Source organism: Sphingomonas sp., assembly GCF_036402235.1.
GTDB lineage: Bacteria > Pseudomonadota > Alphaproteobacteria > Sphingomonadales > Sphingomonadaceae > Sphingomonas.
The window spans coordinates 130,107-143,771 of the sequence record NZ_DASWTG010000008.1 but is presented as its reverse complement, the minus strand read 5'-3'; the positions used below and the strand labels follow the sequence as shown (position 1 = coordinate 143,771).

Genomic DNA, 13,665 nt, shown 5'->3' with positions numbered 1-13,665 from the left:
CGCGCTTTGAATCGGCCACGCAACGAGGAGCAGAATCATGGCCGCGCGCGCCTATTGGCAGGGACATATCCGCCTCGCGCTCGTCTCGATCCCGGTCGAGATCTATTCCGCCACCAAATCGGGCGCACAGATCGCCTTCTATCAGGTGCACGAGCCGTCGGGCAAGCGGATCAAGTACGAGAAGGTCGTGCCCGGCATCGGCCCGGTCGATACCGACGAGATTATGAAGGGCTTCGAATATGAGAAGGGCGAATATGTCCTGCTCGACCCCGAGGAGATCGAGGCGGTCAAGCTCGAGTCCAAGAAGACGCTGGAGCTGACCCAGTTCGTCGATGCCGACGAGATCGATGTGCTCTATTACGAGAAACCGTATTTCGTGGTCCCCGCCGACGATCTCGCCGAAGAGGCGTTCGTCGTGCTGCGCGAGGCACTCCGACGCACGCGGAAAGTGGGGCTGGGGCAGCTCGCGATGCGCGGGCGGGAATATGTGGTGAGCCTGAAGCCCTGCGGGCGCGGCATGGTGCTCGAGACGCTGCGCTATGCCGACGAGGTCAACAAGGCGCAGGGCTATTTCCGCGACATTCCCGATATCGAGCCCGACGCCGAGCTGCTCGGCCTCGCCGAATCGCTGATCGAGAAGAAGGCGGGCAAGTTCGATCCCAAGGATTTTCACGATCGCTATGTCGATGCGCTGAGGAACCTGATCGAGCGCAAGAAGAAGCAGAAGAGCAACCGTTTGATCATCGAGGACAAGGAAGGCGGCGGAGACAAGCGCGGTTCCAACGTCGTCGACCTGATGGCGGCGCTCAAGAAGAGCCTCGAAAGGCCCGGCGCTGCCAAGAAACCCGCCGCCCGCAAGCCCGCGCGCAAGGCGGCCGCCCGCAAGCGGGCTTGAGCGCATGGAGCTCAATCCGCCTCTCACCTTCGCCGCGGTCGGTTGGGATCCGTGGCTGCGGCTCGGCGGCGCGATGCTCGCCGGGCTGCTGCTCGGCATCGACCGCGAGGCGCGCGGGCATGTGGCGGGGCTGCGCACGCACGCGATCATGTGCTTCGCCGCGGCGCTCATCACGCTCTCCGCGCTGGCGCTCTATTACCAGCTTGGCGGCACCGATTCGCAGGCCGATCCGCTGCGCGTGATCGAGGGGACGGCGGCAATGGCCGGGGTGATCGGTGGCGCGCTGATCGTCTTCTCCAAGGGCGAGATCAAGAATCTCACCACCGCCGCGCATATCTGGCTTGCGGCATCGATCGGCATCGCATTCGGCGCGGGCCTCTACCCGCTGGCGATCGTCGGCACCTTGGGCGCGGTGATCCTCCTGTCGGTGTTTCACTGGATCGAGCGCAAGGCGTTCGACGAAGCGGAGCGCAGCGATGGCGAAGGCTGAACGCACCGATCCGCTCGCCAGATACAATGCGATGCGCGACTTCGCGAAGACCGCCGAACCCAGAGGCGAGATCGCGAAAGGCAAGGGCCGCAAGTTCATCGTCCAGAAGCACGACGCTACCCGCCTGCACTGGGATTTCCGGCTCGAGCTCGGCGGCGTGCTCAAGAGCTGGGCGGTGACGCGCGGCCCAAGCCTCGATCCCGCCGAGAAGCGCCTCGCGGTGCGCACCGAGGATCACCCCATGTCCTATGCCAGCTTCGAGGGAACGATCCCCAAGGGCGAATATGGCGGCGGCACGGTGATGCTGTGGGACGAGGGCGAATGGGCGCCGGTCGCAGGCAAGAGCGAGAAGGATCTGGAGAAGGGGCATCTTCACTTCCGGCTCGAAGGCGAGCGCATGAAGGGCGAATGGCTGCTGATCCGCTTGCGACCGCGCGGCAAGGAAAAGCGCGAAAACTGGTTGCTGCGCAAGATCGAGGACCGCGAGGCCGGCGCGACCGATACGCTCGTCGAGACCGGCCTCACCAGCATCAAGACCGGGCGGACGATGCAGGAGATCGCGGAGGGCGTGCCGTCCGGAAAGCAGCCGAGGAAGAATACCCGAAGGGCCGGCGCGGGCACCAAGCTCGCCGCGTTTCGCGCCCCGCAACTCGCGACCCTGGTCGACAGCGTGCCCGCCGGAAACGGCTGGCTGCATGAGATGAAATATGACGGCTACCGCACGCTGATCGCGATCGGGAAGGGCGGACCGAAGATCTATACGCGCAAAGGGCTCGACTGGACCGACAAGTTCCCGGGAATCGCCGAGGCGGCGCAGTCGATCGCGGCCGGATCGGCGCTGATTGACGGCGAAGTCGTCGCGTTCAAAGGCGAGAAGACCGACTTCTCGACGCTGCAGGAGGCGATCTCGGGCGGTGGCGAAGGGCTGAGCTATTTCGCCTTCGACCTGCTCGAGCTCGACGGCAGGGACCTGTCGCGCCTGCCGCAGGTCGAGCGCAAGGAGAAGCTGCGCGCACTGATCAACGGAACGGATGAGCGTATCCTGTTTTCGGAGCATGTGCTGGGCGCGGGCGAGAAGCTCTACGATGCGATGTGCGCCGCAGGGCATGAGGGAGTGGTCTCCAAGCGCGCCGACGCACCCTATCGCAGCACCCGGACCAAGAGCTGGCTCAAGACCAAATGCACGCGGCGCCAGGAGTTCGTGATCATCGGCTGGACGCAGAGCAGTGCGAAGGGGCGGGGTTTTCGCGCGCTGCTGCTTGGCCTGCATGAAGGAGGCGAACTGCGCTACGCCGGCAAGGTGGGGACGGGCTTCAGCACTGCGACGAATCATGCCTTGCGCGACAGGCTCGACCGGATCGCGCGCAAGTCGCCGCCGGTCGAGGTGCCGCACGAGGCGGCGCGCGGCGCGCATTGGGTGACGCCCAGGCTGGTCGCGGAAGTCGCCTTCGCCGAGTTCACTGCGGAGAATGTCATCCGTCATGCGAGCTTCCTCGGCCTGCGTGAGGACAAGCCCGCCAGCGACGTGCAAGCCGAGGAGGCCGCACCCATGCCCGAAGCGCCCGAGATCGACGTGAAGATCAGCAGCCGCGACCGGGTGATCTTCCCCGATGCGAAGATCACCAAGGGCGACCTTGCCGATTATTATGCGGTGGTCGCCCCGATCCTGTTGCCCTGGCTCGCCGGGCGCCCGATCAGCCTGGTGCGCTGCCCGCAGGGGCGCGCCAAGCACTGCTTCTTCCAGAAGCACGACGCGGGCAGCTTCGGCGCGCATGTCCACCATGTCGACATCAAGGAGAAGGACGGCTCGGTCGAGCCGTACCTCTATGTATCGGATGTCGCGGGTGTGCTGGCGTGCGTGCAGATGGGGACGATCGAGTTCCATGGCTGGGGAAGCCGCGTCGCCGATGTCGAGAAGCCCGATCGTGTCGTGTTCGATCTCGATCCCGACGAAGGGCTGGATTTCGAGACGGTGAAGAAGGCGGCAGCGGACCTGAAGCAGCATCTCGCCGATCTCGGCCTCACCAGCTTCGCGATGCTGTCGGGCGGCAAGGGCGTGCATGTCGTGGTGCCATTGACGCCCGAGGCCGAGTGGCCCGCGGTCAAATCCTTCGCCGAGCGCTTCGCGCGCGCGCTGGCGCAGGCCGAGCCGGAGCGCTTCACCGCCAACCTCAAAAAGGCCGAGCGCAAGGGGCGCATCTTCATCGACTATCTGCGCAACCAGCGCGGCAGCACCGCCGTGCTGCCCTATGTCGCCCGGGCGCGGCCGGGCGCACCGGCGGCAGTGCCGGTCGGGTGGACCGAACTGCGCGACATTAACACGCCCCAGGCGTTCAGCGTGCGCGATGCCGATGCGCTGATCGAGCGCGCGACCGGCCGCGCGCTCAAGGGCTGGGGGCAAGCCGATCAGGTGCTGCCCGACATCTGATCTTTATTGCGCCGCGAAATCATTGGCTTCACAAGGCGCGCCGGAAAGGGCGGTGAATTTTGGCCAGCGCTGCAACGGCTTCCATGAAGGATGCGGCGACGATCGCCGCGCGCTGGGTGGCGGACTATCGCGCTGCGACCCCCGCCACCGACATGCTCTACGCAGCCGGGCGCAGCGATCCTGCCTGGACAGCGCTGTTCGAGGAGCTGGCCGGGCGATCGGGCGACGATCTCGCCAGCGCGCGCGAGCGGGCACAGCGCCACGCCGAGGATATCGGCACCGGCTTCCGCATCGCGGGCGAGGGGGAGGAGCGCCCATGGCCGCTGTCGCCCGTTCCGCTGCTGATCTCGCGCACCGAATGGGACGGGATCGCCGCCGGGGTGGCACAACGCGCCGATCTGCTCGAGGCGGTTCTCGCCGATTGCTATGGCGAGCAGAAACTGGTCGCGAACGGCAATATCCCCGCCGCCTTGGTGACGGGCAGCCCCAATTTCCTGCGCCCGATGATGGGTCTGGCCCCGCCCGGCGGCTATCATCTCAATTTCGTCGCCGTGGACCTGTGCCGTGGCCCGGCGGGCGAGTGGCGCGTGCTGGCGGATCAGCTGCGCGCCCCGGTGGGAGCCGGTTATGCGCTCGAGAACCGGCTGGCGATGTCGCGGATGCTGGGCGGCTTGCAGACTCGGCTCAATATCGAGCGGCATGCGCCGTTCTTCGCTGCGTTCCGCGACGGGCTGGCCGCGCGCTGTCGCCGTGCCGAGCCGCGGATCGTGTTGCTGACTCCCGGACGCTTCACGCCAAGCTATGCCGAGCAGGCGCACCTGGCCCGCTATCTCGGCTTTCCGCTGGTAGAGGGCGGCGATCTCGTGGTGCTCGATGATCGCGTCTATCTGCGCACCATCGCCGGCCTCAAGCGTGTCGATGCGCTATGGCACCGCGTCGATCCGCGGCTGATCGATCCGCTCGCCTTCGACTCGCATTCGAGCGTCGGCGTGGCAGGGCTGGTCGATGCGATGGCGGCGGGCGAAGTGGTGGTAACCAACTCGCCGGGCGCGGGAATGCTGGAGGCGCCGGCCTTTGCCGCATTCCTGCCGCGGCTGTGCACCCGGCTGACGGGCGCGCAACTAAAGCTTGCCAATATCGCAACCTGGTGGTGCGGGCAGGATCGCGAGCGGGCCGAGGTGGCGAGCGATCTCGACAATATGCTGATCGCGCCGGCGTTCGGGGTCGCGACCAACGTGCTGGCGGACGGTGCGGCGGTGCTGGGATCGGACATGCCGGATGCGCAGCGCGCGGCGCTGCTCGCCGATTTCGAGCGGCGGCCGCAAGATTATGTCGGGCGCGAGGTGGTCCGGCTTTCGACCATGCCGGTGGTCGGCGATTCGGGACTCGTCGCGCGCCCGTTCACGCTGCGCGTCTTTGCGGCGCGGCGGCCCGATGGCGGCTGGCACGTTCTGCCCGGCGGCTTCGCGCAGATCGGCGAGCATCCCGACGAGCGCGCGGCGGTGATGGGCGAGGGGAGCTGGTCGGCGGATGTCGTGATCCATGGGCCTGAGCCGGTGGCGCCGGTGACGTTGCTGCCCTCGGACGATACGACGCAGTTGCGCCGCAACCCCGGCACCTTGCCCAGTCGGGTCGCCGACAATCTCTTCTGGCTCGGCCGCTATCTCGAGCGCGGCGAGGCGCTGCTCGGCCTGATCCGCTCGCTGCTCGGCCATTCGATCAGCGCCGATACCGGCGCGGCGCTGTCGCCCGAAACGGTGCGGCAGCTCGTCGATCTGGTGGTGCAGAAGGGCGCCGCACCGCCCCCGCCGAGCCTCAACCGCGCCGATCTCAGCCGCTTCGCGCGCACTGCGATGGAGGCGGATGAGGGCTGGTACAGCGTGCGCGCGATCAACCGCCAGGCGCGCGGCATCGGCGCGATCAGCCGCGACCGGCTGTCGGCGGACATGATCCGCCTGCTCGATGCGCCCTTCCCGATGAAGGGCGGCGCGCTCGACCGGGCGGGATCGGCGCAGCGCCGCTATTATGCGCTGGCCGGCCTGGGCGCCGAGCATCTTGGGCGCACCGATGCCTGGCGTTTCCACGATCTCGGCCGCCGGATCGAGCGGGCGATGTCGGCGATCCGCGCAATCGGTGCGTTCGGCCAGCCCCAGGCGACCAGCGACGATCTCTCGACCCTGCTTGACCTCGCCGACAGCCAGATCAGCTATCGCCAGCGCTATCTGACGGGGATCGCGCGGGTGCCGGTGCTCGATCTGGTCGCACTCGATCCGGGCAATCCACGCGGGATCGCCTATCAGGTCTCGGCGATCGCGGAGCATCTCGCCAAGCTGCCCGTTCTGTCCGACGACGGCCTTGCGGAGGCGCAGCAGGCGCAGGCGGCGGAGCTTTCGGCGATCGTCGCCATCACCCAGGCAGCGGCGCTCGACGAGGACAAGCTGGACGAGATCGGCAACCGTCTCGCAGCGCTTTCCGACGCGATAGCGCGGCGCTATTTCTTGCAGGGTTCGGAGCCGCTGCGTGCCGCGGGCCTCGTCCTCGCCTGATGCTCTACGCGATCCGCCACGTCACCCGTTTCGACTATGCCGAACCTGTCGGGTTCGCGCGCTGCAACCTGCGCCTCAAGCCGATCCATTGGTCCGGGCAGCAGCTCCACGATTACGATCTGAGCGTCGAGCCGGGCGGACGCATGTCGCCGGCCCGGGCCGAGGCGGGGCTGGCGAATGTCGTCCGTCTGGTCGTCGAGAAGGCCGCGAACCGCCTGACGATCGAGAGCCGGTGCCGCATCACGGTCGATCGTCCGGTGCCCGAGCCGGCGCAGGGCGATCCGACGCTGGCGCAGATCGCAGCGCTCGCACGCACGAGCCGCGATGCCGGGCCGGCGAGTCCGGCATCCTATCTGTTTCCCTCCCCGCTGATCCCGCTCGATCCGGACATCGCCGCCTGGTGCGCCGCCGACCTCGACCCTGATCGCGGCGCGCTCGAGGCCGGCATCGCCCTCGCGCGTCGGATCCAGCGCGAGTTCGAGTTCGATCCGGCGGCGACCTTGGTCGATACGCCGCCGCACGAGGCGTTCGTGAAGCGCGGCGGGGTCTGCCAGGATTTCGCGCAGATCATGATTTCGGGCCTGCGTGCCGCGGGGCTGCCCGCAGCCTATGCCTCGGGCTATCTGCGGACGCTTCCGCCGCCGGGCCGGCCGCGGTTGGTGGGCGCGGACGCGACTCATGCCTGGGTGCTGCTGTGGTGCGGGCCCGAGCGCGGCTGGGTGGGCTTCGATCCGACCAACGGCATCTGGATGGCGAACGATCATGTGATCATCGCGATCGGCAGGGACTATGCCGACATCGCGCCGATCGACGGGATCATATTGGGCTATGGCGCGCAGGATATGCAGGTTTCGGTCGATGTCGAGCCGCTGGACGATGCCGCATCCCTTGCAACCGCGGCGTCACGCGCCGATGTATCGGGGTAATACGCCAGAGAAGCAGAACGGGGAAAATCGAGTGGCCGATCCTTACGCAACCCTGGGAGTCTCGCGCGGGGCTGGCGAGGACGAGATCAAGAAGGCGTACCGCAAGCTCGCGAAAGAACTCCACCCCGACCGCAACAAGGACAATCCCAAGGCCGCGGAGAGGTTCAGCACCGTGACGCAGGCCTATGACCTGCTGATGGACAAGGACAAGCGCGCGCGCTTCGACCGCGGCGAGATCGATGCCGAGGGCAACCCCACGTCGCCCTTCGGCGCCGGATTCGGCGGCGCGCGCGGCGGCCAGCAGGGCGGATTCCGCCCGGGCGGCGCGGGGTTCGATTTTGGCGGTGCAGACGCCGGCGGCTTCGAGGATATCCTCGAAGGATTGTTCGGCGGCCGCGGCGCCGGCATGGGCGGCCAGCAAGGCGGCTTCTCGAGCGGCTTCGGGCGCCGCCCGCCACCGGCCAAGGGTGCCAATGTCGCCTATCGCCTGCGTGTGCCGTTCGAGGATGCCGCGACGCTGAAGCCCCAGCGCATCCAGCTGCGTGACGGCGCGACGATTGACCTCAAGCTGCCCAAGGGGGTCGACACCGGCACGCAGATGCGCCTTTCGGGCAAGGGCGATACGGGCCCGGGCGGTAATGGTGACGCGATTGTCACGATCGAGATCGAGCCGCACCGCTTCTACACTCGCGACGGCGACAACATCCGGCTCGATCTGCCGGTGACGCTCAAGGAAGCGGTGGAGGGGGCATCGGTGCGCGTGCCGACGCCGGAGGGTGCGGTGAACCTCAAGGTTCCCGCGGGGTCGAGCTCGGGCAAGACGCTGCGTCTCAAGGGGCGCGGATTCCACGGCAAGAGCGCGCGCGGCGACCTGCTCGTCTCGCTGATGATCGAGATTCCGGCAGGCGACGCCAAGCTTGCAGAGTTCGTAAGCGGTTGGGAAAGCGGAGGGAACCCGCGAAGCCGGCTGGGCGTCTGAGGGCACGTGACCGAGCCGATCTCTCCCGAATCCCCCGAAGCCCGCCGCCGCGGCTTTCATAAGCATCTGTCGGATCTCGGCATCACCGATCGGGTAATCGAGGTGGTCAAGCGCGTGGTCGTGGGAGCCTATACCGACGGCTTCACCCATGCTGGCAACCTTGCCTATCTGAGCCTCGTCACGCTCTTCCCCTTCTTCATCGTCGCCACCGCGATCGCGCGGCTGGTCGGGCGGACGGGGGACGGGCTCCAGGCGGTCGCGGCGTTCCTTCAGACCGTGCCGCCCGAAGTCGGCGCGCTGCTGCGCCCCGCGATTCTCGAGGTGCTTGAGGCGCGGTCGGGTTCGTTGCTCTGGCTCGGCGCGCTGGTCGGCCTCTGGACCACCTCCGGCTTCATCGAGACCGTGCGCGCGATCCTGCGGCAGGCCTATGGCGTTCAGTCGGGTACGCCCTTCTGGCGGCTGAAGCTCGGCGCGATCGGCGTGGTGATCGCTTCGGTCGTCCTCGCGATGATGGCGTTCAGCTTCCAGGTGCTGCTGATCGGTGCCGAGCAGTTCATCTGGCGCGTCGTCCCCTTCGCCTCCGACGCTGCGCGCATCGTGTCGGTGACCAAGATCGCGCCCGCGATCGCGCTCTACGGGGCGCTCTACATCCTGTTCTACACGCTCACACCCGCGCGCTATCGCCAATCCAGGTGCCCAAAATGGCCGGGGCCGCTGTTCGTGACGATCTGGTGGATGGGGTGCACCGCGGCGCTGCCGCATGTGATCGGCGCGTTCGGGGGCTATGGCCTGACCTATGGCAGCCTGGCCGGGGTGATGGTGGCGCTGATCTTTTTCTTCCTCATCGGCTTCGGCGTCGTTATCGGCGCCGAGCTCAACGCCGCGCTGGCGGAAACGCCAGAGAACGGGTTACAGGAACGCCAGAAAAAGACCGGAGGGTAAGACGTGACCGGATTGATGCAGGGCAAGCGCGGGCTGATCATGGGCCTCGCCAACGATCGCTCGCTTGCCTGGGGAATCGCCAAGAAACTGCGTGAGCATGGTGCGGAGCTGGCGTTCAGCTATCAGGGCGAGGCGCTGGAGAAGCGCGTGCGCCCGCTGGCGCAGGAGCTGGGCAGCGATTTCCTGATCGATTGCGACGTCAGTGACATGGCCGCGCTCGACACCGCGTTCGAGACGCTCGCCGCGCGCTGGCCGACGATCGATTTCGTCGTCCATGCGATCGGCTTTTCCGACAAGAACGAGCTGCGCGGCGGCTATGTCGACACCAGCCTCGACAATTTCCTGATGACGATGAACATCAGCGTCTATTCGTTCGTCGCGGTGGCGAAGCGCGCGAGCGCCATGATGCCCGATGGCGGCTCGTTGCTGACGCTCTCCTATTATGGCGCGGAGAAGGTGATTCCGCACTATAATGTCATGGGCGTGGCCAAGGCGGCGCTGGAGACCAGCGTCCAGTATCTCGCGGTTGACCTCGGCCGCCAGAATATCCGCGTCAACGCGATCAGCGCCGGGCCGATCAAGACGCTGGCGGCCTCGGGCATCGGCGACTTCCGCCTGATCCTCAAATGGAACGAGCTCAACTCGCCGCTCAAGCGCAACGTGACGATCGAGGATGTCGGCGGCGCCGGCCTCTATTTCCTGTCCGACCTGTCGAGCGGCACCACGGGCGAGACGCATCATGTCGATGCGGGCTATCACGTCGTCGGCATGAAGGCCGAGGACGCCCCCGACATCGCACTGGTCTGATGACCATCGCGATCCGCCCGGCGACCGGTGGTGACGTGGCGGCGATCGACGCGCTGCTGCGGCGCAGCTTCCCGGCGCCGGACGAGGCGCTGCTGGTGCAGCGGCTGTGCATCGACGGCGACATGGTGCTGACGTTGGTCGCAGACGACGAGGAGACCGGCGCGCTCGCGGGGATGGTCGCGTTCAGCCGCATGGATGTGCGGGTGAACGACCAGCCGGTCGCGACCGTCGCGCTGGCGCCGGTCGCGGTCGAGGCGGCCTATCGCCGGCAAGGCGTGGCCGAGGCGCTGATCGCCGCCGGGCACCGGCATCTTGCCGATGCGGGCTATGTGCTGAGCTTCGTGCTTGGCGATCCGGCCTATTACGGCCGCTTCGGTTACGCCGCCGATCTGGCGCGGGGCTTTGTCTCGCCCTATGCCGGCGACTATCTGATGGCGCTGGCGCTCCAAGACGGGAAGATGCCGTGCGGCGTGCGAGGGCGTGCGGACCATGCGGCGGCGTTCGCGGCGCTGGGTGAAGATGTTTGAATTGAACGCCAATTTCTTTGTCGTTGTGTTCGCCTTCACTGGCGCCTTGGCCAGCTATCTGAACGCAAGAAGAGCTAGCGTCCCATCTGTCCCTGCGCTCAATGGCGCTGCGTCCGCATTCGTACAGCTATTCATCCTGAGCGTGTTGTGGGCCATTGCGTTGAATGCGCTCCGTCTCGAATGGAACTCGCTTGTGGGCGTTGGCGTGGGTCTGTTGGTCGGCCTTGCGGGAACGTTAGTCCTTCTTGCTTTCAAATCGTGGCGACATCGGCGAAGGCACTGGCGATGAGCTTCAACACCTTCGGCCGCGTGTTCCGCTTCACCACCTGGGGGGAGAGCCATGGCCCGGCGATCGGGGCGGTGGTCGACGGCTGCCCGCCGGGCCTTGCGCTGACCGAAGCCTATATCCAGCCCTTTCTCGACAAGCGCCGCCCGGGCCAGTCACGCTTCACCACGCAGCGGCAGGAGCCGGATCAGGTCCGCATCCTTTCCGGCGTGTTCGAGGGGAAGACCACCGGCACCCCGATTTCGCTGATGATCGAGAATATCGACCAGCGGTCGAAGGACTATTCCGAAGTCGCTGCGGCCTATCGCCCGGGCCATGCCGACTATGCCTATGACGCAAAGTACGGCTTTCGGGACTATCGCGGCGGCGGGCGATCCTCGGCGCGCGAGACGGCGAGCCGGGTCGCGGCGGGCGCCGTGGCGCGCGCGGTGATCCCGGAGGTCTCGATCCTTGCCTGGGTCGAGGCGATCGGCGGCGATTCGATCGACTATGCGAAGTTCGACGCGGCGGAGATCGGCAACAATCCGTTCTTCTGCCCCGATCCTGACGCCGCCGCGCGCTGGGAAACGCTGGTTGACGGCGCGCGCAAGGCCGGGTCGTCGCTTGGCGCGGTGATCGCGTGCGAGGCGACCGGCGTGCCGGCGGGCTGGGGGGCGCCGCTCTATGCCAAGCTCGACAGTGAGCTGGCGGCGGCGATGATGAGCATCAATGCGGTGAAGGGCGTCGAGATCGGCGACGGTTTCGCCGCGGCGGCGCTGACCGGTGAGGGCAACGCCGATCCGATGCGGCCGGGCAACGACGGCGCGCCGGTGTTCCTCGCCAACCACGCGGGCGGCATCGCGGGCGGCATCTCGACCGGCCAGCCGGTGCGCGTGCGCGTGGCGTTCAAGCCGACCAGCTCGATCCTGACCCCGGTCGAGACGATCACGCGGGCAGGCGAGGCAGCCGAGATCCGCACCAAGGGGCGGCACGATCCGTGCGTTGGAATCCGCGGCGTGCCGGTGGTCGAGGCGATGATGGCGCTGGTGCTTGCCGACCAGAAACTGCTCCATCGCGCGCAATGCGGATGATTTTTCCGATCATCTCGTCCCGCTGAGTAGACGGCTGGGGGGCGAGTCGCTGCAATGCAGCGACGAGATGAGGAACGATTTCGGGACCCTATTGGCGCCACGGCGTTTCTTTCTGTGCCATGTAAACAGGAGTATCCCATGCGCCAGAAGACGCTCTTAAGCCTTCTCCTTCTCTGCGGGTCCACTGCGGCGCTCGCCCATATCGCACCAGGTCAGACCGAGCCGCCGCTTCAGAACGAGATGGCGAATCAGGGCGTGCCTGCGCCGGAAAGCACGGCGCCCGAGACGACGTCGAACACCACCGACGTCGAACCGAGCAGCGATCCCACCAGCAACGGCACCGAAACGGCGCCGGAGCCGAACTCGACCGCCTATTGATGCGGTTTCGTCGTTTCGGGCGCAGCGGTCCGCTGCGCCCGGGACGGCGATATGCTGACGATCAGTCCGCGAACGGATCGCGGACGAGAATCGTGTCCTCGCGCTCGGGGCTGGTCGAGACCAGCGCCACCGGACAGCCGATCAGTTCCTCGATCCGGCGGATATATTTGATCGCCTGCGCGGGAAGCTGCGCCCAGCTGCGCGCGCCCGCGGTCGATTCGCTCCAGCCTTCGAATTCCTCGTACACCGCTTCGGCACGCGCCTGATCCTGCGGGCTGGGCGGGAGATAGTCGTAGTGCTTGTCGCCGACGGTGTAGCCGGTGCAGATCCGCAGCTTCTCCATCCCGTCGAGGATGTCGAGCTTGGTCAGCGCGACGCCGGTGACGCCGCTCACCGCGACCGACTGGCGCACCAGCACTGCGTCGAACCAGCCGCAGCGGCGCTTGCGCCCCGTCACCACGCCGAACTCGCGCCCGCGCGTGCCGAGCAACTCGCCGATCTCATTGTCCTGCTCGCTGGGGAAGGGACCCGAGCCGACGCGCGTCGTATAGGCCTTGACGATCCCCAGCACGAAGCCGACCGACCCCGGCCCGAGGCCCGAACCCGACGCTGCCGATCCGCTCACCGTATTGGACGAGGTGACGAAGGGGTAGGTGCCGTGGTCGACATCGAGCAGCACGCCCTGCGCGCCCTCGAACAGGATGCGCTTGCCGGCTTCCTTGGCGTGTTTGAGCGTCAGCCAGACCGGCGCGGCATAGGGAAGCACCGCGGGTGCGATCTCGCGCAGCTCCTCCAGCAGCCGGGCACGGTCGATCGGCGGCTCGCCGAAACCCGCGCGCAGAGCGTCGTGATGCGCGCAGAGCCGGTCGAGCTGCGCGTCGAGATCGTCGAGATGCGCAAGGTCGCACACGCGGATCGCGCGGCGGCCGACCTTGTCCTCATAGGCCGGGCCGATGCCGCGGCGGGTGGTGCCGATCTTGCCCGCGCCTGACGCGTCCTCGCGCAGCGCGTCGAGGTCGCGATGGAAGGGGAGGATCAGCGGTGCGGTCTCGGCCACCTGAAGCGTCTCCGGCGTGATCTCGACGCCCTGCTCGCGCAGCCGCGCCACCTCGTCGCGGAAATGCCAGGGATCGAACACCACGCCATTGCCGATCGCGGAGAGCGTACCGCGCACCAGGCCCGAGGGGAGCAGCGAGAGCTTGTAGACCTTCTCGCCCACCACCAGCGTATGGCCGGCATTATGCCCGCCCTGGAAGCGGACCACGAGATCGGCGCGGCTGGCGAGCCAGTCGACGATCTTGCCTTTGCCCTCATCGCCCCATTGGGCGCCGATCACTGCGACATTTGCCATGGATACACGTCTCCGCCTGCCAGGCAGACCCAAGGCCGCC

At 67.2% G+C, this 13,665-nt stretch carries 12 protein-coding genes; 11 read left to right on the top strand and 1 reads right to left on the bottom strand.

From position 1 onward, the window contains the following. Positions 1 to 37 precede the first annotated feature (37 nt). The 11 genes from VGD28_RS01380 (at position 38) to VGD28_RS01330 (ending at position 12,274) form a co-directional block, all read left to right on the top strand. Positions 38 to 895 carry a Ku protein gene (locus tag VGD28_RS01380; protein ID WP_331026539.1) on the top strand — a complete coding sequence of 286 codons (858 nt, stop codon included), beginning with the start codon at positions 38 to 40 and terminating at the stop codon, positions 893 to 895. Positions 896 to 899: 4 nt separating this feature from the next. After that, entirely contained in the window at positions 900 to 1,385 is a 486-nt protein-coding gene (locus VGD28_RS01375; protein ID WP_331026538.1) for an MgtC/SapB family protein, read from the top strand. Beyond that, positions 1,372 to 3,813, top strand: coding sequence for a DNA ligase D (gene ligD, locus VGD28_RS01370; RefSeq protein WP_331026537.1), 2,442 nt, complete (start codon positions 1,372 to 1,374; stop codon positions 3,811 to 3,813). Before VGD28_RS01375 ends, ligD begins: the two co-directional genes overlap by 14 nt. Before the next feature lie 59 nt (positions 3,814 to 3,872). After that, entirely contained in the window at positions 3,873 to 6,359 is a 2,487-nt protein-coding gene (locus VGD28_RS01365) for a circularly permuted type 2 ATP-grasp protein (RefSeq protein ID WP_331026536.1), read from the top strand. Beyond that, positions 6,359 to 7,285, top strand: coding sequence for a transglutaminase family protein (locus tag VGD28_RS01360; protein ID WP_331026535.1), 927 nt, complete (start codon positions 6,359 to 6,361; stop codon positions 7,283 to 7,285). Before VGD28_RS01365 ends, VGD28_RS01360 begins: the two co-directional genes overlap by 1 nt. A 31-nt stretch (positions 7,286 to 7,316) precedes the next feature. Then, entirely contained in the window at positions 7,317 to 8,264 is a 948-nt protein-coding gene (locus tag VGD28_RS01355) for a DnaJ C-terminal domain-containing protein (protein WP_331026534.1), read from the top strand. A 6-nt stretch (positions 8,265 to 8,270) separates the two neighbouring features. Then, positions 8,271 to 9,206 carry a YihY/virulence factor BrkB family protein gene (locus VGD28_RS01350; protein ID WP_331026533.1) on the top strand — a complete coding sequence of 312 codons (936 nt, stop codon included), beginning with the start codon at positions 8,271 to 8,273 and terminating at the stop codon, positions 9,204 to 9,206. 3 nt (positions 9,207 to 9,209) lie between these two features. After that, positions 9,210 to 10,013, top strand: coding sequence for an enoyl-ACP reductase FabI (gene fabI, locus VGD28_RS01345; protein ID WP_331026532.1), 804 nt, complete (start codon positions 9,210 to 9,212; stop codon positions 10,011 to 10,013). Further along, positions 10,013 to 10,540: an N-acetyltransferase gene (locus VGD28_RS01340; protein ID WP_331026531.1), complete on the top strand. Its 528-nt coding sequence runs from the start codon at positions 10,013 to 10,015 to the stop codon at positions 10,538 to 10,540. Before fabI ends, VGD28_RS01340 begins: the two co-directional genes overlap by 1 nt. A 285-nt stretch (positions 10,541 to 10,825) precedes the next feature. Then, positions 10,826 to 11,896, top strand: a complete 1,071-nt coding sequence (gene aroC / locus VGD28_RS01335) for a chorismate synthase (protein ID WP_331026530.1) — start codon at positions 10,826 to 10,828, stop codon at positions 11,894 to 11,896. 138 nt (positions 11,897 to 12,034) lie between these two features. After that, positions 12,035 to 12,274 carry a hypothetical protein gene (locus VGD28_RS01330; protein ID WP_331026529.1) on the top strand — a complete coding sequence of 80 codons (240 nt, stop codon included), beginning with the start codon at positions 12,035 to 12,037 and terminating at the stop codon, positions 12,272 to 12,274. A 61-nt stretch (positions 12,275 to 12,335) separates the two neighbouring features. On the opposite strand, the gene VGD28_RS01325 is transcribed toward VGD28_RS01330, so the two are convergent. Beyond that, complete coding sequence (locus VGD28_RS01325) at positions 12,336 to 13,625, bottom strand: adenylosuccinate synthase (RefSeq protein ID WP_331026528.1); 1,290 nt, start codon at positions 13,623 to 13,625, stop codon at positions 12,336 to 12,338. Positions 13,626 to 13,665: the final 40 nt, after the last annotated feature.

Coding starts and splice junctions, on each gene's coding strand:
- VGD28_RS01380 (WP_331026539.1), top strand. CDS start 38: ATGGCCGCGCGCGCCTATTGGCAGGGACATATCCGCCTCGCGCTCGTC.
- VGD28_RS01375 (WP_331026538.1), top strand. CDS start 900: ATGGAGCTCAATCCGCCTCTCACCTTCGCCGCGGTCGGTTGGGATCCG.
- ligD (WP_331026537.1), top strand. CDS start 1,372: ATGGCGAAGGCTGAACGCACCGATCCGCTCGCCAGATACAATGCGATG.
- VGD28_RS01360 (WP_331026535.1), top strand. CDS start 6,359: ATGCTCTACGCGATCCGCCACGTCACCCGTTTCGACTATGCCGAACCT.
- VGD28_RS01340 (WP_331026531.1), top strand. CDS start 10,013: ATGACCATCGCGATCCGCCCGGCGACCGGTGGTGACGTGGCGGCGATC.
- aroC (WP_331026530.1), top strand. CDS start 10,826: ATGAGCTTCAACACCTTCGGCCGCGTGTTCCGCTTCACCACCTGGGGG.
- VGD28_RS01330 (WP_331026529.1), top strand. CDS start 12,035: ATGCGCCAGAAGACGCTCTTAAGCCTTCTCCTTCTCTGCGGGTCCACT.
- VGD28_RS01325 (WP_331026528.1), bottom strand. CDS start 13,625: ATGGCAAATGTCGCAGTGATCGGCGCCCAATGGGGCGATGAGGGCAAA.